Origin of the sequence: Alteromonas sp. McT4-15, from assembly GCF_020515205.1 — a bacterium.
Taxonomy (GTDB): domain Bacteria; phylum Pseudomonadota; class Gammaproteobacteria; order Enterobacterales; family Alteromonadaceae; genus Alteromonas.
Genome location: NZ_JAJALG010000004.1, coordinates 39346 through 60532 on the forward strand (window position 1 = coordinate 39346; position 21187 = coordinate 60532).

A 21187-nucleotide genomic window follows, 5' to 3' on the forward strand; every position below is an offset into this window, starting at 1 on the left:
CGATTTACAGGTCGGTGTAAGTGTTCACTTACTTCTGGTTGATAAATCTAATCAGCTTGCGAGAAGCGCCATATCAAGCACCTTGGCGTGCTTGATCACCTTGCCCTGACCATAGCGACACTCAATCTCATTGAGCGCGTCAAGTTGAGCCTGTGCGTCGATGCCCTCGGCAATAACCTGAAACTTTAGATGCTCTGAAATTAGCATAACCGACTGAATCAATTTAAGGTTACGTTGCGAGCGGGGGAGTGATTTCACAAAGCGATGATCAATTTTAATGAAATCGAACGGGTAAGCGAACAAATAGCTCAACGAGGCCAAGCCGCTACCAAAATTATCTAGCACCAATGTAACGCCTGCACGTTTAAGCTTTTTAATAGCGGGTAGAATAAACTGTGAGCGACGGTTCAAGTCGTTCTCATCAAACTCAAACACCAACTGGCTAGGCACAACCCCAGATTCTGAAATAACGTCAATCATCTTGTTAACCATCGACGCTTGCAGCAAATGATTTATCGACACATTCACCGCAATTTTATTTATGCTTTCGTCGGTGTCTTTGTAGTAATTTAATAGTTCGCACGCTTTAGTTAGCTGGAACAAATCTAAGTCTAAGGTCAGCCCGCTGTGCTCAGCGACTTGTCTAAACTGTTCACGTGCAATTTTGCCATAGGCAGGATGCGACCAGCGAATATACATTTCTTTATACAGTGTCGAATTATCTTTCAAATCAATAACAGGCTGTAAAAAGTAGTCGAACTCTTCTTCACGTAGCGCACGCCTAAACTCGTTTTCAAGTTCAAGCTCTTCAATCAGGCGATCGCGCATGCTCTTGTCAAACATCACAAATCTGCCGCGCCCTAAGGTTTTTGCTTGATACATAGCGGCATCAGCGTCGCGCAAGACTTCATCGGCACTGCGGTAGTAGCTTTCTAAATGTGCAATGCCAACGCTGGCCCCTGAATACATTTCGCGGCCATCTAATAAAAACGGCTCAGAGATAGAAGCAATAATACGGCTTGCCACTTCCTCAACGTCTGACGCATCTTCAAAATTATCGAGCAACACCACAAATTCGTCGCCACCCAAGCGAGCCAATAAGTCGTGCCCGCGCACACACAAAGCAATACGGCGCGCAACTTCAATTAAAAATTCATCGCCAGCGTGGTGACCTAAGGTGTCGTTAATCACTTTAAAGCGGTCTAGGTCGATAAACAGTACCGCAAACATGTTCTCGTTATAGCGCTGCTTACTGGCAATAGCCAATTCTAAGCGGCTTGTAAACATGGCGCGGTTAGGTAAGTCGGTTAGGGCGTCGTGGTGAGCGTCGTGAATAAGCTTAAGCTCAATCTCTTTACGCTCTTCAATTTGCTGCTTAAGAAATTTATTGGCACGGTTTAGTTCGCCAGTGCGTTCTTTAACGCGCTCTTCCAGTTCTATGTTGTAGCGCTGCATCGACTCGGTGTTGCGCTTACGCTCCATGGCCACCGCAATATGATGCGATACAAAGCGCAATAGCTCTTGATCGCGCGACGTATATTTGGCGTGCTTACCATAGGTTTGTACGGCAATGACACCAGCAATTTCACCCTCGACAATAAGCGGCGAACCCAACCACGAGTTAGCGCTATTAAGCATAGTTTGCGCAACCGATACATCAATCTCGCCCGCTTCGGCTAATTGCAACACGCGCGGCGGGTTTATAAGCTCAGCTTGGCCTGAGCGCAGTACCAGTTCAGTAAGACCCAATCCCAATGGGCGGGTTTCTACCTTTTCTTGCATCACATCGCTGAAATACGGGAACGACAGCAGCTCTTGTTCCTTATCTAAAATAGCAATGTAGCAGTTAGGCGCACTAATCAGGCGTTCTAGAATTTGATGTAAGCTAGAGTAAAAGGCATTCATGTCGCCTTCTAGGTTGGCGGCAAGTTCTGATATTTCAAACAGCGCTTGTTGTAACGACTCAACTTTTTGGCGCTCAAGAATTTCTTCTTGAAGCTCGTCGTTAATTTTACGAAGCTGACGCGTACGTTCGCGAATAGTACGCTCGGTAAGCTCGCGGTTTTTCACGCGGTCAACCGTGGTCACAATGTGCTGTGACACGAACAACAGAACTTCTAAGTCTTCTTGGGTGTAGTGCACACCTTCATCATAAGTTTGCACAACCATGGCCCCAATTACCTGACTACCACGCTTAAGCGGTACGCCCAATAACTCAAAAGGCTGTGAGCCAACAAGCTCAATTTCGTGCTGTTCGGCAAAGGTTTCTTCGTCGTCACGTTTATAAAATAGATGGTCACCGGTTTTTAAAATGTAACCGGTCATGCCGTTCATTAACGACTCGGCGGGCATTTGCTTAACGACCTGTTCGTCAAACTCGTCTACAAAGTAGGCAAAGTCGACAACATTACTTTCGGGTTCGTAGAAGGCAACAAAGAAGTTATCTGCATTCATGAAATCAGCAATAATTTCATGAATAGCAGTGTAAAGGCGATTTAGGTGACTTACAGAACTGGCTAATTCAGAAATGTCAAAAAGCGCTTTCTGAACACGTTCAGCGCGCTTATACTTTTCTGTAAGTTGTTGAAGCTGCGGAATTAACTCTCGCAGTTCTTCTTCTGTCAACTCATATTGCGTTGAATCTGATGACATTCCTATCGCCAATATAAAAAGAACGTTTCCCCGAGCGGTTAAATTAACCGATTAGTCGAGAAAACGCTACTTTTTCAAGCAATTTGAAGAATTATTAAAGGTTTAGATACCTTCGATCATATACTCAATTGCAGCTTTAATTTCGTCGTCTGAACAGTTGCCGCATGTACCACGAGGAGGCATTGCGTTAATACCGTTCAACGCGTTTTGCCACACGCCGTCAAGGCCACGCTCGTCTAGGCGAGGCTGCCAATCAGCTGCAGTGTGTAGTTTAGGCGCACCTAGTACACCCGCAGAGTGACATGCAACACAGGCAGAGTTGTACACTTCTTCACCTGACTTAGCACCGCCTGCCGCACCAGCGTTACCCGCTGCCGCTGCGCCTGCTACGTGAACCTGACCTGCTGGCTTAATGCGCTCAGCAATTTCATCGTTACTCATTTCTTGTGCTTGTGCTGCAAAAACGGTTAGCGCAGTAGCAGCAACAGTTAACCAAGTCTTTAATTTCACATCTGTCTCCAGGCAATGATGAATTTGTTTAAAATATAACTGGCCAGATTATAACGGTAAATTAGGGCTGAACAACTATTTGCGCTCAATTACCCATAAAAAGTAAGGATTTTTAACAAACTGATAAGCGCCGCGAAAAGACTTTTGCATAAATCAGTTGATGACAGCCCATGGCCTAAGTATTATTACGCCCCGTTTGCAGGATACGTTTATTAGCGTATTTTCATCTTTGTAAACGTCAACTACGCACCCGTAGCTCAGCTGGATAGAGCGTTGCCCTCCGGAGGTAACGGACATCCGGAAAAAGGGAAACGAGAGCAACGGACATTGTGGTAAGAACACGACGCAACATCGTGTATTATAAAAATTGAAGTAAGAAGTTTATCCGCCCCTAGCTCAGCTGGATAGAGCGCAGCCCTCCGGAGGCTGAGGTCAGAGGTTCGAATCCTCTGGGGCGGGCCATTCCTCTCTTTTATGTCCTTTGCTTTTCTTAGTCACAAGTAATTCAAAAGTGGTCTGTGACCAGATTGTGACCAAACTTCCAGACCGATTTAAATACTCGAATTCTAGTTTAACTAATTGACTCAATACTTTTGGTGGTCATAGCGTAATCTTTATCTAAAGTGCTATATCCCATACCAGTACGCTTCTGCACGTGGATTTGAATCGGGATGCGCTCTTTCATCGATTCAATGTGACTGATGACTCCAACCATTTTGCCACTGGCATTAAGGCTGTCTAAGGTATCTAACGCTTCATCCAGTGACCTTTGGTCCAGCGTGCCAAAACCTTCATCAAGGAAAAGGGATTCAATATTGGTTTTATGGCTAACAATATCAGATAACGCGAGTGCTAGAGCAAGGCTAACTAAGAAGCTTTCTCCACCAGAAAGCGTTGTCGTATCTCTTTTAACATCACCTTGCCATGTATCAATCACGTTAAGGCCGAGCCCTTGTACATCTTTTCTTTGCAACAGGTATCTTCCATGCAGTTTATCAAGTCGTATGTTTGCTAAGTGAACTAAGTTATCCAGTGTTAGGCCTTGTGCAAACTTACGAAACTTCTTACCGTCCGCAGAGCCAATCAAACCCGATAACGTTTGTGCGTCATCGTACTCTTGTTGCTGTAGCTCGATTTCTTTAAGTAGTGAACCATGACGTTCACGCTGCTGTTGATCGTTTCGGAGTCTTTCATCAATAACACGTATGTCTCCTACGAGAGACTTTTTGTCTTCTTGCAAAGAGGCTATCTCACTCTTAACCTCCTCTATAGGGATCTGATTCCACGTGTTGGCATTCTCGTTCAATAGTAACGCCTGTTTCTCCTTTTTCGCTTTATCCAATAGTGCTTTCGCTTTGGCCAAACGCTCATCGAGAGACTGTTTCAATGCTTTCAGCTCCCCATATTTAACCTCATCAAGCAACGATTGATGGAATTCATCAGACGTTGAGAAAGAGCTCTTTGCTAACTTCTCTTCAAACTCATCTCGTGCTTTTGCCAAGGTCTCTTGAAGTGCAGCGTGTTGATTAGATAACGTTTCTATTTCAGTTTGGCAGTTATTGAATGCATAGGTTGCTTTATGATGAGTCTCTTGAGTTTGCTCTCGCTTTGAGTGAGCCTCAGATAGCAACTCGTTCGCTTCCCTGCGCACAATTGCAACTACTTTGTCTCCAAACAGCTCTTGACGTCTGGTTACTAAGTCGCTGTGCTCACGTGATAAATCACTCACCGCTACTTTGAGTGCACTGACCTTGTCTTGAAGATGGGCTACTTCAGTGGTTAAAGACTCGATCTGAGATGACTTTACGGTCCATTGAGAGTGTAGTTCCCGATAACGAGTTTCTTTTTGCTTAAAGTTTACTGCGTCAGAGTGCTTTTGACATAGCCACGACTCCACCTTCTCCCATTCAACTTCAAAACCACTCTCACGGATATGAATGAGCAATTCTTCTTTTAATTGATCTAGTTGAGCTTCGAGCATCTGAATATACCCTTCCTTATCAGAAAGCTGAGATTGCTCATTCGATAGCGCTTGATTGTTCAAGGCAGTATCATTCGATAACAGTGTTTGTGCTTGTAACTCCTTATCTAAGGTCTCTTTGGCTATATTTCTTTGGTCTGTCGCGTTTCGAATAGCACGCAACGCATTCGTATTTCTCTCGCCCTCTGTTTGTAATGTCTTACTTAGTGTTTCAATCGCGCTTATGTCTTCAATAGCACCAGAAAACTCAAGTCGTTTCGCCTGTCTTACAAACTCATTGTATTTATCTTGCAACGAAGCGTTGTTGGCATCTAATGCTTTTTTCTGAGTATGGATCAAGTGCTCCAATGAGTTGATTTCATTGCGTTTCTCTTGCCCTTTTTCTTCCCATTCGACCATCCCACTTTGCGCTTCATTCAAACGTTGAATCGTTTCAGAGAGGTTCAGTTCACCATTTGATAGGATGGGATGATCTAAAGAACCGCACAGTGGGCAGGGTTCATCCGTCGACAGATCTTTTCGGTATTTCGAGATTTCTTCTTCTCGCGTTGAAATCTGTTTGTAGTACTCAAAGTCTCTTTTATACGCTGTATATTTGCTCGCACACTCGTCTCGCTGCTCTTTGGCTTTAAGTAATTGACCTTCATTTTCTATGAGTGACGTTCCCGCCGAATCAACGGAGCTTTTTAATGCCAGATACTGCTGAGCAGAGTTTTCAAGTGCATGAAAATACTGCCACCTCCGATTTAATGATTCTTGTCGCTGCTGAAGTGAGTTTTCGTCTCCTTGAGATAAAAGGAACTTCAGCGCTTCCGTTTTTGTGTCAAAGATAGCTTTTGCTTCGATCACCTTTTCAGCAGCATCAACCTCGTCACTGCTTAATTGTTGAGATTTTGCGGTTAACTCATCTATCTTTTTTGCAATGCTGAGATGTGCTTCTTGTTGCTGCTGTAACGTAATCCTGTCTCTTTTCCATTGACTGAAACGCTCTTGCCAACCTGAGAGCACATCAGATAGAGTGGCATCATTGGGGTGCTGCTCAATATAGCTTTTTAATTCCGCTAACTGACCAACAATTTCCGCAAGGGCTTTATTCTTGGTAGCTAATAAAGTTTGTTTGTCTGTGAGTTCGTTTTCTTTGTTTTGACGCTCGGCGTCTTTTTCAGACTGCTGCCGATGCACCGAGGCAATTTGGTGGTCAAGAGGAATCACCTGATCAGTAATCAGTGCCTCCTGTGAGTGAAGTCGTTCTTGGACTCTTCTTAGCTCATCAATCTCATTCAACTCGTCGGCCTTAGCTTTCTGCACATTGGCCTCTAAGTTGGGTAACTCCGCTCTTTTTACCTTCAGCTGATTGTTTAAGTCTTGCTCTGCTTGTTTGGCCTGTTGATATACTATCCAGGGAGATCTTAATCTTTCAGCCGGCTCTGCAGCAGAGAGCATATCCAGCTCTTGCGAAAACGCTGCAATATCTTTTTCAACAGCTTCACGATCCGTCTTGGCTTGTTCTAATTGCGCTTGGTTTTCAGATGATTTCTTGCACCAATCAAGATGGGCTTGTTTTGCCAATATCTGCTTTTCGGTAGCTTCTAAGGCCGTTTGATGTTCTTTTTTCTCATCAGTGTAATGTTGCTTGTCTTCCTCACTCAACAATTGAAAGGCAGAGGATTGTCCTTTTAGGATTTCAAGAGCCGCTTTTTCATCATTGGCTTTTTCAAACACGAGCTTAGATACTTGGCTGTAGACTTCTGTGCCGGTGAGCTCCTCTAACAATCCGGCCCTATCATTATCATTGGCATTCAAAAAGGCAGCAAAGTTTCCCTGAGATAACAGCATTGAACGGGTGAAACGATCAAAGTCTAAACCGGTAATTGATGCTACCTTAGCTATTTTTCGATTTAGGTGGGTTTCAAGAACCGTACCAGAGGAAACCTCAACCAATTCACACTGAGCTGGTTGTAAATTACCGTCGGGTTGTTTACGGGCTCGTTTTTGGTGCCAATAAGCGCGGTATTGCTTATCCTTAACTTCGAACTCGACTTCAGCTAGACATTCTCCCGTTCCTCGCGTCATGACCTCATTGGTGGACTGCGTAATAGAATCCTGCCTTGGCGTTTTGTGATAAAGCGCCAAACAAATCGCATCCAGCAATGTCGTTTTTCCTGCTCCTGTATCTCCGGTAATCGCGAAAAGCCCATTTTCAGCAAACTTAGGTGCAGTGAAGTCTATCTTCCAATCACCTTTGAGACTGTTAAGATTCATTAAGCGCAACGAAAGGATTTTCACGATTCTGCCTCCCCTGTGATGACCTCAGAAAGCGCTGCGGTAAACCGTTTTTTGATACGCTCAAGCAATGCTTGGGATGCATCGCCTTCAAACACCTCCATTGCTAAGCGTTTCTCGAACACTTCCTCTGGGGATAAATCAGAAAGGGTTTCATTCTTTTCTTGTTTCAAGGCTGGTGACTGCGCCTGTCTTGCACGGCGTAATTGCAATATATCAACCGGATATTCCGCAACAATCTCCTGCACCCTCGATTGCAAATCACTGAGATAGTCTTGAGTTTGTATTTCAATGCTCAGCCATGTAGGAATGTTATCCTTCACGGAAGGGATTGCTTTAATCTGTTCTTCCAGCTCATCCAAACTACAGCGTAGTGTGGCCATGGCCTGAAAAACAGGAATATCAATGGGGGTAATTTGCTGGCGTGTAGCACCTTCAAACTCCACCAACACCACTTGCTTTTGCGTATTCACCTCGTCAAAAGCTAAAGGAATTGGGGAGCCACAGTATCGAATATGCTCTTTACCAGCCACTTTCTGCGGACGGTGAATATGACCAAGTGCAATATAATCAACATCCGGGAAACCGTCTGCATGAAACGCCTCTAATGTACCAATGTAGATATCTCTTACGCTATCACTCAGCGTTGCACCAACCGCAGTAAGATGTCCGGTAGCGATGATCGGCACATCAACATTCAGTTGATTTCGCCTTTTCTTCGCTTCTTGGTGAATCAGGTGGTAGTGATCAGAAATGGCTTTGCTCATAGCCCGACTTTTTTCATCGGGGGTTTGCCCGGCCTGACTTTCAATGACATCTTTTGGACGAATAAAGGGCACTGCACATACAATCGCAGCAATATTGCCCTCTTTGTTCTTAATATTCACAATTTGCTTATCTAAGGCGATTCCTGTGCTGGCGATCACCTGGGTGTTTAAATACTCAAGTACAGGTTGTGACTCATTGAGCATCGACACTGAATCGTGATTACCGCCAAGCACCACCAATTGACAGTCCTTCTCTTGCAGACGGGCAACAAAGCGAGCATACATCTCCCTTGCATAACTTGGGGGCGACCCGGTATCGAAGATGTCGCCGGCAATAATCACGGCATCTACCTTTTCGGCTTCTACGGTAAAGAGCAACCAATCGATAAACTGCTCGTGTTCAACTTGACGTGTCTGAGTAAAAAAACTCTGACCTAAGTGCCAGTCAGAGGTATGAAGAATGCGCAGAGTACTCATAGTCGAAACTCACCCTGTTTTAGCACCGAAACTTCTGAAGGAACATCATCCAATGGGTAACAAGCCAAATAGGCTATTTTAGTTTTCATGGAATCACCGGTTTTAAATTTCATGGTAACTTTTTGCGTCGCACTAGCTAGGGTCATGCCGAGATCAGCGAGCTCATCTAACAGTGCTTGCACTTCGTCATAAACAGGGAATTTCATAGAGTGGGTATAATCGCGATGTGCATCTCTATAATCACGAAAATAATCAATCACTTTAGCAAATACCTCATCCGTTTCCCGACTCAGATCACATCCAGAGTCTGGCATATCCAACATGCAATCTTCTGCTAATTGCGTAAGGGCTTTTCCCGTTTTGATGACAGTGATTTTTAGAGTAGTACGCTCTTTTTCATACTGTTTTTGCTCAGCTTTGAGCTTTTCAATATCAGGCATTAGCTGAGGCTTATTGAAAAAATCGAGATCTTCTAGTTCAAAGGCAGCGGCAATAGCTCGCTTGGTGTCTCCGCTCACATTGACACCACTTTCAATACGCTGGATCCCCCGAACATTGATCCTGGCAAGATCAGCAAGAGTTTCCTGAGACCACTGTCGTATCCCACGCATCTCCTTCACTACTGCTGCAACTTCACGCGGAGTCATAACTCGCTCTATGGTATTCGTCTGATCCCAACTCATTTCGATTCTCCGTTTGTTAAGGTCTAAGTTCCATTTTGCCAATGCGAGGAATAAAGCCCACGACTGTCACCCGACAGCCTCACGACAGTGATTAACTGGATGTGACTATTATGCATTAAATGAGCGTGTGGCGTTTTCCATCATTTGTGCAAGGCGCCCCCATGATTCATCCGGTAATTGACGTACAATATCTACAAGCTTCGAGTCACCACTGGTTAATAGCTTGCCTCGCAGACCTTCAGCAATTTCTGCGCCCTTTACCGCATCCTCTTCGTTTATATCCATGCCTCTGACAATCACACCTGATCTCATTGCCTCTTTCAGGCTGAGAACAAATTCCGCACTTAGGTTTTCGCCGCAATGGGTACAATTTCGTTTGTTCTTTGGCGTTTTTTCTCCGCATGCGGGGCATGAAACTGTCGCGGGAGGTTCAGGTTTTCTGCCCTCAAATGGCTCAGCACATTCACAACAGTGAGATGCAGATAACGCATTTTCTGTATGGCAAACGGAGCACTTTTTGGTTTTCGGCTTTGACTCGTTTTTGAACCTAGGGGGGAGCTCGTCCTCTACGCGGCGTGCATATTCATCAAACAGGTTTAAATTTGGCATTACCACGTATGCTCTGGTGTCATCGTCACTGTCTTTAGTGCGGATAACTCTCCCCATTGCTTGGCGGAAATACAGCTCGGTTGATGCATTGGGTAAATAAACCAGTACTCTTAACCTAGTGATATCAGTCCCCTCGCTAACCATAGAAACTGACACCAACCACTTTTGCTTGCCTCTTCTGAAGGCCGCTATTTTCTTGTCAGCATTTGGGAGCTTGCTATTTACAATGACGGGCTTTTCGCCTTCTAGCTTTTCGAGGATCTTGGCCATGTAGTCAGCCATTTCAATAGTATTAGCAATAACCAAACCTCCAGCATTTGGCATACGGAATCTGGTCTTTTCTAACTGTGCTATCCCTTCACGGAGCATCGAAGCTTGGTAGCCATTCATATCGGGTTGATCTGATCCATGCGGAAAGAAAGCTGGTTGTTTGATCAGCTTGGCGAATTCCAGCGCATTTTTAAGCCCTGGTATACGTTCGTATTCCTTAGGAATTTTTGTTTCCTGCTCACTTCCCACTTCAACACGGGTTTTATTATCGAGCTGCACAGAAAACTTCCCAACATGTCGATGGAAAGTGATGGGGCGACAGTAACCTGCATCCACAGCCTGACCATAGGTAAGAGAAAACGTTCCTTCGTATGGGTGAGCAACACTCCCGTTTTCGTCTAAAGCCAACCAAACTGTTTCCGCGCCATCTGAGCGTACGGGGGTTCCGGTAAGGATGAGTACAAACTTTGCTTCATCTCCCCCTTCTTGCGCACCCATACCCCAGGATGCTTCCATGGCAGCGTGGTGCTGTTCGTCGGCAATTAAAAGTACTTTCTTGGTCCGGCATATCTCGCGCATTTCGTCAGAAAGATTTTGAATGCTAGACCATGTCGTACAGAAATGAGTACCCCAGCTAAGCACGTCTTTGTCGATACCCGTGATCTTGGTCATGGTCTGACCGGTTCGGCTCTGGAAGTCGGTCGCCCAGTCATTCACAACGTCTGTTTTGGGCGCGATGACGATGACGGTTTCGATCTCACCACGCTCCATTAATGGAACGGCGATCTCTATGGCGGCTGTGGTTTTCCCTGACGCAGGAGCCGCACTTATCAAGAACTCGCGGCCATCTTGCAAGAGTAAGTAATCAAGCGCTTTCGCCACACAGGATTGTTGCCATTGTCTTAGTTTTCTCGCCTTTGACATTATTGTGCTCCTTTTGTCGTGTGGTTGATCTGTTGCACTAACTCGCTCATTGCATTGCCATGGGAGTTCTTGAGCCTTGATACGAGGTTGCCAGCTCGCTTAACGTTGGGGGTAAAGCCGGCAAGGTGATTGCTTTTGAACAGGTTGCATCGCTTGCAGAGCGCCTGACCATTGCGAATAACGGTTCTTCCCCCTTTTGAAAAAGGAACCCTGTGGTCAGCATGCCAATCACTCCCTAGATGGCAGTCACAGATGGCGCACTTGCCGCCACTTCGATCAAAAATCACACTTCGCTGATAGCTGTCAAAGTTGCGTTTCATCGTTCCAGCCTCCACTGGGTTATGCCGACTTCTTTGGTTGGTAAGTCTTTGGGCGGCTCTATCGGCATATATTGCTTTAACCGGGCATACGCTCTAGCAAGGGGAATACGCTCTGCGGTAATAACAAATCCATCCTTGCGAAGCCTTCCAGTCGCCGCATAGCCATTGCTGACACCGTAGAGCACCACGGCCTCAAGCATAGATAGTGGCTTGCCTGACAGGATGTGCTCCTTGAAAGCAACTTCCGGATTGTATTTAGACGTTGAACTCATTTAACTAATCCTCTTAATAAAACGCTTGGGTTAATTCGCGGCAAGTGGCAGATTGTTGTGGGTAAATCTCTAGCAACTGGTGCAAACATAACTGAGATTCGTACTGCTCTTCGCCAAACTCAATGGCATGAAAATACGAACTATCGCGCCAGGCTAGTTTGCTATTCATGTATTCGCTGACCTCATAGTCCATGTAGGGTACTGGGCCGCGACGATCACAATGTGAAGCATGTTCCTGCTCACCAAACATACAGTCAGCAATTGCGGATATTTTTTCTGCGTATAACAGCGCTTCTACATCTGAATCACATAATTCTGTGGACAAGATGTCTTGGAAAAGAGAAGTGATAATTTTCTTTTTGCTAGCCATTTCTCGCCCTCAGGTAAATACTTAACCTGTACTTAGCGAGAGTCGTGCCAACTTTTAAACTCAGTAAAATCAGTACCTAGGGACAGGTACCGATCTATGATTAATAAATATTTTTATTTATATGTAAATTTATTTATTTTTTGACATTGTTATCTTGTCGACTGGGGTCCCGGAGATTTTAGCGCGTTCTTCCTTAAAGGTTGTATGGTCAAGAGCAACTACTAACGCCTTTTCAGCATTGTTATCCGTGTGATTATCAAGACCATGGCCAATATTGATTGCGCCAATATCGGTCAAAAAGAATCGATCGTGCATTTTTCCGTGAGGCCACTGATAAATATTGACCTTAATACAGTCAGGTAACAGTGGAAGAAGCTTTATTTCTGCGGTTGCAGAAATGTCGCCGTAATTATCTGAGGTATGAATGTTTAGCGTTGAAATACCTCTTTGGTAGTTTAGTGTGCCCATTACTGCTAATAGTTCAGTAATAAGCTCAGCGTATCTTCCCCAAGTTGGCTCTGTGAATTTCAGCATTCTATCAATTAGGTGGATTTCTTTAGAGATGCTCAATAAAGGCAATGCGGCATGAACTAAGTGCTTCGCTTCTCTTTTTACATGTGCCTGTGCCCGGGTATACCAAGTTGGCGGTGATTCAATATCTAACTCATTAAAGCTGTAGCTCTTGACTGGTTCTCTTATCGGAGTCGGGGTATAAACAGCAGCAAAAGGGTAACGTTGATGTTCGTTGGCTACTAACTGAAACCAGGTTGGTTTGTTCTCTTTAATAGAGCGATTTCGAATTAAGTTTTGTTTTACAATTTTAGCTAGTCGCTCTTTCAATGCTTTCTTTTTCTGGGGGCCGCAGATTTCGTGAGGAATCGCAGTAATTTGTTGCAATACATGACGCGACCAATTTTTAGGAGTGTCCGATATTAAACGTTGGGTATTAACTGAGAAGGCTTCTAAGAAGGTACGCCGACTCATTTCATCCTTAAAGATATCCGGGTCTATTGCATACTCATAAAACATTAGAAGAATAACTCCTCATCACGTTCGTCAAAGAATCCGGAAGGCCATTCATCAATAAAGTCACCGTCATCAGATACTCGCAGGTGCTTAAACTCTGTTAAGCCGTCATTGGATTGTACGTATTGAACCGATAAGTCTTCTGTTGTAAGAGCTTCTGAATAATCAGTTCCCTGTTCTTCATTTGCTTCACGAATACGCCTTAAAAGCCTTAGCATCAAATGCTCGCTATGGGTTTCCAGCAAAAACATCATATTTTTGTTTTTGATGGCGCTTACAAACATATCAGCCAGTTCAACCTGTAGTTTTGGGTGAATATGAAGTTCAGGCTGTTCGATAGCGGCGAGCCCGTTTTTTTGAAACACACTCAAAGCAATGACAGGAAATAGCTGAGAAATGCCCACACCAATGTCTTGAGGCATCACTTCAAGCCCGGTTAATTCCTCAGTCAGTCCTACGCGAACCTTTTTGGGAATACTCTCCAACATTTGGGTTAGTCGGACTTGATCATCTAAGTCAATTTCTCCGTTGAGCATTGAGAATAATTGAAAGGAAACCGATTCATCTAATTCGCGATAATGTTTGATTGATACCTGATACCCCGAGTTCAGGCAACCTTCGCCCAGCCAAAAATTAATCTCATCAATAAGCTTTTTAGATGCGTCGGGCAGCATTTCCCACGCGGCCAAACCTTTTGCCCAGCGTGATTTATTTACACTCGTTCGAGCCTGAATATTACGCGGTGGAAGATCTCTTAACGGGCCAATGTAGTTTAAGTTCTCTAGCCAGCTGGCCAAACACGAAAGAGGGCCGCAAACGGCTGAGTTTAATACGCCGCATGCAAATGTGCGCAGAAGCTTTTCATTAACGTCCGGCAGCTCTTCTTCGCTTTCTTCCCAAGCATCAGCATCAAGTCGTAACCCAAACTCGTACTCGGGCAGCGCATGTTTTTGCTGGGGCAAGCCTATGGTTTTCGCTGCAGAGGTATCAGAATTTAATTCAAGGGCTTTTTCTATTTCCGTCTTTAATGAGGCGGCGGTGCGTGTTGTTCTCAGCGAAAGTGCATTTTTAGCTTCTAGCAACCACTCTTTTGAAACTGAGCCGGAATTTTTTAGCTTTTCAAACTGCACACTTATCTCGGCCACATCTTTGTCGTCTAAATTAATGGCATGATCTAAAACAGCGCCGTCGCTACCAAGTACTGTGGTATCTAGTCGCTGGGCCAACACATAGGCTAAAGACTCTTCTTCGCCCAATGATGGAATCGGTGTTTGTAAAAAATCTACAGCTAGTGGCAATGCAGTTATTTCAATTTGCTTTCCATCGAGGCTCGATTTTATTTGGGCCACAGGTGCGCCATTTAATTTGCAAGAATACTCCTGCACTACAACCTTTTGTTGTAGTTGGCTCCATTTTAAGCTTAAGAAAATCGTGACATCATTTAGCGATTCAAAGATGTCAGCAACGGCAGGGTATTTCTCACTTTCTAGTTGCTCAGCTTCATAATCGGTAAGGTAGGACGGAAGCTCATCGTTTTCTACCGCGAGCGTTACCTCAAATTCCATGGCATTAGCTAGATCATGGTTATGAACGATATTTTTAAATCCCCCCAAGTCGAGCCATTCTCCACCCAGTTCACTGTAGTCGGGATTAAAGTTTCGCTTGCTAACAACCTCTTTTAAATAGATTAATGCCTGCAGCACGGTACTTTTACCCGCACTGTTTGGGCCAAATAAGAGGGTAATTGGCGCTAGCGTGATGACTTGTTGCTTGTTGCCAATGGACTTAAAGTTTCTTAAACCCAGTGATTTTAACGCGGCCATGTTCTATTACATTCCTTTTGTAAAATAACCGTCGAGGACTGGCGTTGACTTAATATCTCCCGCAGTGACATTGGCAGTTCCTTTTTGCTCGATAATGCGTTTGCGGGCCCCCCCTAATGACACTGCAATCCGAGGATAGTCATATTCAAGATCTTCATACTCATCTTCTAACCAGGTAGGGAACTCTTTGGTTTGCACGAGTTTCAGCGTATGTCCCTGTACCTTTATTTCACCTTTCGCCAAGTCCTTCACCATGGGCAGCGAAGCACCACCGCCGGTAAGCGCTAATGCGAGTGTTCCGTTGGGCGCGCCCTGAATAAAACTTGAATTAACTCGCTGTAATATTTCATCTCGACAATCTACCAGCGACTGGGCAAATCGTTTAACCTGAGGTAGTTCAAGAAACTCGTTTAACTCTATCGTGACTATTTCATCATTAAATAATTTAACGTGCACTTCAGAATCGGTAAACAGCCTCTCCTTATTCTCGCGCAGGTCTAGTTCAATGCTGCTTAAATAATTAATGTAATTATCATCATTAGGCTTTAACCCGGCTTTACTCAGTACCAGAGATTTCAGCAGGTTATCCAAATAGTTTCCTGCCTCTGTTATTCCTTTGGTGGAATTGGCTACCTGTAATGCAGTACTTTTTCCGCTTTTTGGGTCGTAAGCCATTCGGTACAAACTGAAATCACTGGTACCTGCACCCACGTCAACCACCATAACCAGAGAATTAACATTGCCTTCCCAGCTAATAATGGAGCCAGCGACTCCCAAAGGCTCAGTCAGACCTTCTTTCACAAATGAGTAATCGCGATTTTGCTGCCGTAACAAATTTACCGCTTCAATAAAATCGGTAAGTGGGATCCCATCCTGCAGCGTGGTAAAAAAAGTATCCGCTAAAACCTGGGCTTCACCGAGCATAGAAGCTAGCTTTTCGTATGCTTCTCGCGATTTCTCATTATCAAGGCAGGGCATTGCAAATCGACGATTTAGATTACGCGGCTCTCCCATATTTTCTAGGCTATGATTTACTGCCCAGGTCAGGAAGGTTAAATAGGCCAATACAAGGTCGGCATAAGTAATGTTTATATCTGTGGGGTTAAATTTTCCTAAAACAGCCTCGCGCAAGCCTTCCTCTGAAAGAAAACGCTTGATGTTGTCTAAACGCGAGATATCACTAGTAAGCTTGGATAGGTCCTGTGCTCGCTTACCAAACCACAATTTGCCACTCTCATCGATAAATACCGACGAAATAAGCATAGTTTCTGATATTTCTTCCTGGTCCCCTGCCACGCCAAGTTCTAACACGTGTATTTCTTCAAGCAAACGCTGGTCAGTCTTATCTCTAACCAAAGTCACTTTAGACATGGCTGTCCCAAAGTCGAGGCACAATCGCGTATCGTCGGCAGGTGGGGGCAGATCGAATACACTGGTATCCAGCTCAACTTTTTTTATAACTGGAGGTTTGGTAACCAGAGCCGGTTGCTCAGTTACTTGAGGGGTGTCAACAATCTCTGGTTCTGGCTCAAACTTGGGTACCGGACTAAGGGAGACCGGCTTTGGCGTGACTTGCGTGGTAACAGGCGGTGTGGCCGGCGCCGGCGCTACTGCGGCATTACCATCAAACAATGCTAGCCCCATGTTTAGGGCTGTCATTTCTTCTTCAGTAAGAGTGCCGCTGAGCTCGTAATGATCTTCTTCTACCTTACGAATACGCTTTAAAAGGTTTCTGAGCAGAATTTTTGCTTCTAACTGTTCCATGGCTTGTTTCCTATTTGTCTGCTGGCGTTACCCTTGGTTTGACCAGAATTTTAATTTTGCCGTTAAAGTCTTTTTGTATGCCGTCTCTCTCAACGCGTACCTTACGCACTCCTAGCTGATGCCCACCGAGCATTTCATGTTGTAACGGGTTGTATTCCAGTACTTCACCTTTAATACCCATGTGGTTTAACTTACGCATACGGGCTAACTGGCGCGCCGACTGAGCCACCTCGGCATAGTTTTGGGCAGCCTTTTTCACCGTTGCCGCCAGCACCGGATCCTGAATTTCTAACATAGGCACAACAGCACGTTCGAGCTTTTCCATGACGGTCTTACTGGTTTCAACATTAATCAGCAGCGAGCCAATTTGCTGATCTTCACCATTGCCAATTTTGTGCTCCACATTGCGCACACGCTTCTTAACGTTTCCAAGGTTTTCCCACCATTCTTTTACATCAGGATTAAGTTCATGAGAGTCAGCGAGATGAGCGCTAACCGCGCTGGTGGCTTGTGCTTTGGAATAGAAGGCGGATGCAATAACACTGGCAAGGTCGCTATCCATTTTGTCCTGGCTGGCAAGTACGAGTGCAGCCTCCTTCATGCACAAGCGAATGCGCTCAAGGTTGTTAGAGTGACGGGTTACTTCTGACCAATGCTGCTTGTCAATAACCGTGCGGGCCTTATCTAACAACTTATAGGTAGGTGCCACTAGGGCGTTAGAAAAGCGTAGTTCTATCACCCTAAGCACCATACCAATAGCATCATCGAAAATATTGGTCACGACACTCAAGTCTGCGTCCTTGGTACCGCTGCGCATCAGATTGTAAAACCAATCACCCAAGGCAATGCCTGCATGAGCACCGACCTCTCCCTGCCATTCACGTATAGCCTCCGACATAGCGCTAGTAATGCGGCGGATACGTTTATGGCGAGCATCGACACCTTTAATGTCCTTTAAATAGTCAAAACCTTCACTACTTAGCTGCACAAAATCTGAGATGGTTTTGCTTTTCTCTAGGGCGGTGGCAAACAAGACCTTCCGCGCTTTTTCTGCATTATCTGTTGTATAGGCTTGTTGAATACAATAACGGCCCAGCCATTTGCTGTTGTATTGTGAAAAGGTGAGGGCGGCATAGTACTTTTCATCGCCATCGACGAGCACCTCAATGCCGGGCGGCTCTTTACTCAATAATTCATTTACGCGGGAAAAAACTTCGTCGCCACGGCCTCGGGCGACGGCCGATAGCCGGCCGAGGATCGCAGAGGCGATTAATCGGTTCTCGTCTTCTTTACCTTCGCCAATCAGTGCGAGATCGGCCACCATGTCAGCGATATAAGATAAGTTGTCGTCTTTAATGAGAAGCTGGATTTTTTGTTGAGCCATGACCCGCGTCAGCAGGTCATTTACATCGCGCAGGTCTGTGGCCTTTTCGATCCATTCTATTTGTTCTTTTACCGAGCCGATGTCAAACAAATCGTTTTGCGTTGTCACGTCCTTTTCCACCTTATTTTTTGTCTTTTCTTGGTCAACCCATGTTATTGCTGACACTATCCCCCAATTACCTTCGGTATTCACTCGTCGCCATTTGGCGACCGGCATAGCCGATAAGTAAGCCAGCGCCTGATCAAAATCGGTAAACTGCTTTTCATTACCTTTCTCTCCAACGCGATATATGCCATTAGCATTACAGCATTCAGTGCCATTAGCATTACAGCATTCAGGCGTAAACATTGAGCCATCCTTAGCCTTGGGTAACTTCATTGCTTGCTACAGTTCTCCCTTGAATGCTTTTTGGCTTAGAGAGTTAACTAACTCCTCAATTTTTTGCTGACTACTACCAAGTTTATGAACGAATTTATCTATAGCCTTAACGACTTCATCAAACTTTTTCATAATGTTTGGTGGAGGAATTGGCAATTCTATTTCTTGCAAATCGGCTTTGGTTAAACTTGGAATTGTCACAGCTCTATTTAATTTTTCGAAATTAAATAGTTTGCAAAACCAGAAAAGGTAATTGTGGCTTAATAAGTCGATATTCGGAACTAATCCAAATGCTGTATCTACGTTCCAGTATTTTTCTTTAACTAGCAAAGGTTTGTTTATATTGCCTTTTCGACCGATTACAACAGAGTTTTCTGGGCAAAGGTAGTCTTCAGCTCGGCCCATTTCACCACCGCTCCCGTAGATTGGGTATGGTCCAGTATCGGACTCTACCTTTTTTTGATTTTTTCCATTGATAATTCGGACTGCTTCTTTCCAATATAACGTACGCCAACCGTTGGGATTTATGATTGGATCGCCAAACATTGTTAAAAACGTGTCGTGCAAAAACTTGTCTGCTAATTCTATGGCTTGTTGGCGTTTATCACGGATGCTGTTGGCTTTATCCAAGATCGCCGCAATTCGCTTTTGCTCGGCCAAGCTCTTTGCTGGGTCATTTGTAAAAGGAAGTGGTATTTCATGTTCCCAGAAGACTTTCATAGAAACACGTGGCATTTTAGCGCCAGCGACTTGTTGATTGACCCAGCTCAGGAAACGCTCAGATCTTAAATAGTGTGCTAAGTAGCCTCTATCCAATACATTTGGGTTAGGTAGTAAAGGTACTAGTTCAGTTGTGGCTAAACCTCTGCAATTAGGCAACACTACCTTGTTCAAGTACGGCCTTAGCTTTGAGTAAAGTACATGCTCTTCACTGAACCAATGAGTAGAGGAACCTGCCTCAGAGATCGGTGCCATAACCTTTTGAGTAACTTTGCCAGTATTTGACTCAATCGCATCTAGGTTTAAATGCCAAACCTCTTCGTCTGGCAAAAGGCTTTTAGGTTTTAGTGGTCTAGCCGGCGCAACATCACCGAGCTTTTTGGCTCCCCAGTTCAAAGTAACGACTCCAGTTCTTTAATTTCTGCCTGGATTTGGTTTTCCAATTCGCTCAAGTTTTTCAGTATGACTTTCGGGTCATCATAGGTAGGCTCAATATAGGGCTCTTGATAATATTGATTGAAAGACAAGTCATAATTGTTTTCGGCTAGCTCATCCTTGCTCACCCAAAAGCTTTGCTGAGAGCGGTCATTAGCTTCAGTATTTGCAATACTTTTATCGCGATTGTGATAACCGTCAACCACTTTGGGCAGGTCTCCCGCAAAGTCGATGGTATTACCTAACTCGTCCAGATATTTAGCTGAGCGCTTATCATCTAAAGTGAAGCCGTCGTCTTGCACGTTGTAAAACCACACGTGGTCGGTTTCACCGCCTTTGGTAAACACCAAAATGGCCGTGGCAACTCCTGCATAGGGCTTAAATACTCCTGAAGGCAGGTTAATCACGGCTTCCAACTGGTTATTTTCTATTAGCAGCTTACGCACTTGTTTGTGGGCATTCGATGCGCCAAACAATACACCTTGCGGAACCACCGTTGCGCTTCGCCCACCACTTTTCATCATGCGTAGTATTTGCGCCAAAAAGAGTAGCTCGGTCTTTTTGGTTTTCACCATTCGCAATATAGGTGGGTTGATAGTGTCTTCGTCCAGAGTTCCCTTAAACGGCGGGTTAGCCAGCACCACATCGAAGGCATCTTTTTCAGATGTCGGGAACCTCTCTGCAAAGCTTTGTGCGAGGGAGTCCTGATAATGAATGTCGGGGTCTTCGGCTCCGTGCATATATAAGTTCATGGCAGCAATGCGCAACATGGTGCTGTCAAAATCGAACCCGTGAAACATTTGAGTACGAATATGCTGCCATTGTTCTTGGTCGAGCAGATCACCGGTGTAGTTCTTATCCACTACACGCTGGCCTTTGTCATTGATAAGCTCTTCTTCGATAACGCCATCGGGTGACGTGTAGCGCTGTTTGAGCTCTTCCAGTGTACCTACTAAAAATCCAGCAGTACCACAAGAAGGGTCCACCACCTTTTCGTGAGGCTCGACACGCATGAGTAATACCATCAGCTTGATGATGTGCCGTGGTGTTCTGAACTGGCCGTTTATGCCTGCAGTAGATAACTTGCTTAACAGGTACTCGTACAAGTCACCTTTAGAGTCGCCTACTTCCAGCGGCAGGTCTGACACCATTTCCACTGCTTTGACCAGTAATGAGGGCTTATCAATGGCCAGGCGCGCGTCTTTCATGTAATCGCCAAATGAGATGTCGCTGGCGTGCTCTCGGAAGTGCTTAAATACTTGGTCTCGCACTATGTTCATCAGTTCGTCGGCATCTTCAATGTGCTTTAGCCTGGACCAACGTAATTGCTGCTCTGTTTCATTAAAACGCCTTTTGAACGTTTGACCGGTACGACTGGCTCGCTTTTCATCGCGAGACTCGTTAATGTCGAGCATGCGTGCAAACATTAAGAAGGTAATTTGTTCTATGACTACAAGGGGGTTTGATATGCCGCCCTGCCAGAATTCCAGCCATAGTTTGTCTACTTTCTTTTTTAAATCACCTGTGATCATTTAATTC

15 protein-coding genes and 1 tRNA gene are annotated in these 21187 nt (G+C 44.9%); 1 reads left to right on the top strand and 15 read right to left on the bottom strand.

Annotated elements, in window-relative coordinates; translation table 11 throughout:
- Positions 1-51: 51 nt before the first annotated feature.
- Both LHL20_RS04710 and LHL20_RS04715 read right to left on the bottom strand, forming a co-directional pair.
- Positions 52-2652, bottom strand: coding sequence for a sensor domain-containing phosphodiesterase (locus LHL20_RS04710; RefSeq protein ID WP_226432441.1), 2601 nt, complete (start codon positions 2650-2652; stop codon positions 52-54).
- Positions 2653-2754: 102 nt separating this feature from the next.
- Positions 2755-3162 (bottom strand): c-type cytochrome, encoded by a 408-nt coding sequence (locus LHL20_RS04715; RefSeq protein WP_226432442.1) that lies wholly within the window; start codon positions 3160-3162, stop codon positions 2755-2757.
- A gap of 385 nt (positions 3163-3547) precedes the next feature.
- On the opposite strand from LHL20_RS04715, the gene LHL20_RS04720 reads away from it, so the two are divergent.
- Positions 3548-3624, top strand: a tRNA-Arg gene (locus tag LHL20_RS04720).
- Between the two features lie 109 nt (positions 3625-3733).
- Here LHL20_RS04720 and LHL20_RS04725 read toward each other — a convergent pair.
- From LHL20_RS04725 to LHL20_RS04785, 13 genes are all read right to left on the bottom strand, one after another.
- Positions 3734-7429, bottom strand: a complete 3696-nt coding sequence (locus LHL20_RS04725; RefSeq protein ID WP_226432443.1) for an SbcC/MukB-like Walker B domain-containing protein — start codon at positions 7427-7429, stop codon at positions 3734-3736.
- Positions 7426-8670: an exonuclease subunit SbcD gene (sbcD, locus tag LHL20_RS04730; RefSeq protein ID WP_226432444.1), complete on the bottom strand. Its 1245-nt coding sequence runs from the start codon at positions 8668-8670 to the stop codon at positions 7426-7428. The genes LHL20_RS04725 and sbcD overlap by 4 nt, the downstream gene beginning before the upstream one ends.
- Positions 8667-9353 carry a helix-turn-helix domain-containing protein gene (locus LHL20_RS04735; RefSeq protein ID WP_226432445.1) on the bottom strand — a complete coding sequence of 229 codons (687 nt, stop codon included), beginning with the start codon at positions 9351-9353 and terminating at the stop codon, positions 8667-8669. Before LHL20_RS04735 ends, sbcD begins: the two co-directional genes overlap by 4 nt.
- A gap of 108 nt (positions 9354-9461) precedes the next feature.
- Positions 9462-11156: a DEAD/DEAH box helicase gene (locus LHL20_RS04740; protein ID WP_226432446.1), complete on the bottom strand. Its 1695-nt coding sequence runs from the start codon at positions 11154-11156 to the stop codon at positions 9462-9464.
- Positions 11156-11476 carry an HNH endonuclease gene (locus LHL20_RS04745; protein ID WP_226432447.1) on the bottom strand — a complete coding sequence of 107 codons (321 nt, stop codon included), beginning with the start codon at positions 11474-11476 and terminating at the stop codon, positions 11156-11158. Before LHL20_RS04745 ends, LHL20_RS04740 begins: the two co-directional genes overlap by 1 nt.
- Positions 11473-11748, bottom strand: coding sequence for a hypothetical protein (locus LHL20_RS04750; RefSeq protein ID WP_226432448.1), 276 nt, complete (start codon positions 11746-11748; stop codon positions 11473-11475). The genes LHL20_RS04745 and LHL20_RS04750 overlap by 4 nt, the downstream gene beginning before the upstream one ends.
- 13 nt (positions 11749-11761) lie before the next feature.
- Positions 11762-12118 carry a hypothetical protein gene (locus tag LHL20_RS04755; protein WP_226432449.1) on the bottom strand — a complete coding sequence of 119 codons (357 nt, stop codon included), beginning with the start codon at positions 12116-12118 and terminating at the stop codon, positions 11762-11764.
- Positions 12119-12247: 129 nt separating this feature from the next.
- Positions 12248-13147 (bottom strand): hypothetical protein, encoded by a 900-nt coding sequence (locus LHL20_RS04760; protein WP_226432450.1) that lies wholly within the window; start codon positions 13145-13147, stop codon positions 12248-12250.
- Positions 13147-14967 (bottom strand): DUF3696 domain-containing protein, encoded by a 1821-nt coding sequence (locus tag LHL20_RS04765; protein WP_226432451.1) that lies wholly within the window; start codon positions 14965-14967, stop codon positions 13147-13149. Before LHL20_RS04765 ends, LHL20_RS04760 begins: the two co-directional genes overlap by 1 nt.
- Before the next feature lie 6 nt (positions 14968-14973).
- Positions 14974-16731: a hypothetical protein gene (locus tag LHL20_RS04770; protein ID WP_226432452.1), complete on the bottom strand. Its 1758-nt coding sequence runs from the start codon at positions 16729-16731 to the stop codon at positions 14974-14976.
- Positions 16732-16741: 10 nt separating this feature from the next.
- Positions 16742-18493, bottom strand: coding sequence for a hypothetical protein (locus LHL20_RS04775; protein WP_226432453.1), 1752 nt, complete (start codon positions 18491-18493; stop codon positions 16742-16744).
- A gap of 6 nt (positions 18494-18499) precedes the next feature.
- A complete protein-coding gene (locus LHL20_RS04780; RefSeq protein WP_226432454.1) occupies positions 18500-19609 on the bottom strand; it encodes a restriction endonuclease subunit S in 1110 nt (369 codons plus the stop codon).
- On the bottom strand, positions 19606-21180 hold the full coding sequence (locus LHL20_RS04785) for a type I restriction-modification system subunit M (protein ID WP_226432455.1): 1575 nt from the start codon (positions 21178-21180) through the stop codon (positions 19606-19608). Before LHL20_RS04785 ends, LHL20_RS04780 begins: the two co-directional genes overlap by 4 nt.
- Between the last annotated feature and the right edge of the window lie 7 nt (positions 21181-21187).

Excerpts from the sequence above, each read along its gene's own strand:
- LHL20_RS04710 (WP_226432441.1), bottom strand. The coding sequence starts at position 2,652 with ATGTCATCAGATTCAACGCAATATGAGTTGACAGAAGAAGAACTGCGA.
- sbcD (WP_226432444.1), bottom strand. The coding sequence starts at position 8,670 with ATGAGTACTCTGCGCATTCTTCATACCTCTGACTGGCACTTAGGTCAG.
- LHL20_RS04735 (WP_226432445.1), bottom strand. The coding sequence starts at position 9,353 with ATGAGTTGGGATCAGACGAATACCATAGAGCGAGTTATGACTCCGCGT.
- LHL20_RS04740 (WP_226432446.1), bottom strand. The coding sequence starts at position 11,156 with ATGTCAAAGGCGAGAAAACTAAGACAATGGCAACAATCCTGTGTGGCG.
- LHL20_RS04745 (WP_226432447.1), bottom strand. The coding sequence starts at position 11,476 with ATGAAACGCAACTTTGACAGCTATCAGCGAAGTGTGATTTTTGATCGA.
- LHL20_RS04750 (WP_226432448.1), bottom strand. The coding sequence starts at position 11,748 with ATGAGTTCAACGTCTAAATACAATCCGGAAGTTGCTTTCAAGGAGCAC.
- LHL20_RS04755 (WP_226432449.1), bottom strand. The coding sequence starts at position 12,118 with ATGGCTAGCAAAAAGAAAATTATCACTTCTCTTTTCCAAGACATCTTG.
- LHL20_RS04760 (WP_226432450.1), bottom strand. The coding sequence starts at position 13,147 with ATGTTTTATGAGTATGCAATAGACCCGGATATCTTTAAGGATGAAATG.
- LHL20_RS04765 (WP_226432451.1), bottom strand. The coding sequence starts at position 14,967 with ATGGCCGCGTTAAAATCACTGGGTTTAAGAAACTTTAAGTCCATTGGC.
- LHL20_RS04770 (WP_226432452.1), bottom strand. The coding sequence starts at position 16,731 with ATGGAACAGTTAGAAGCAAAAATTCTGCTCAGAAACCTTTTAAAGCGT.
- LHL20_RS04775 (WP_226432453.1), bottom strand. The coding sequence starts at position 18,493 with ATGAAGTTACCCAAGGCTAAGGATGGCTCAATGTTTACGCCTGAATGC.
- LHL20_RS04785 (WP_226432455.1), bottom strand. The coding sequence starts at position 21,180 with ATGATCACAGGTGATTTAAAAAAGAAAGTAGACAAACTATGGCTGGAA.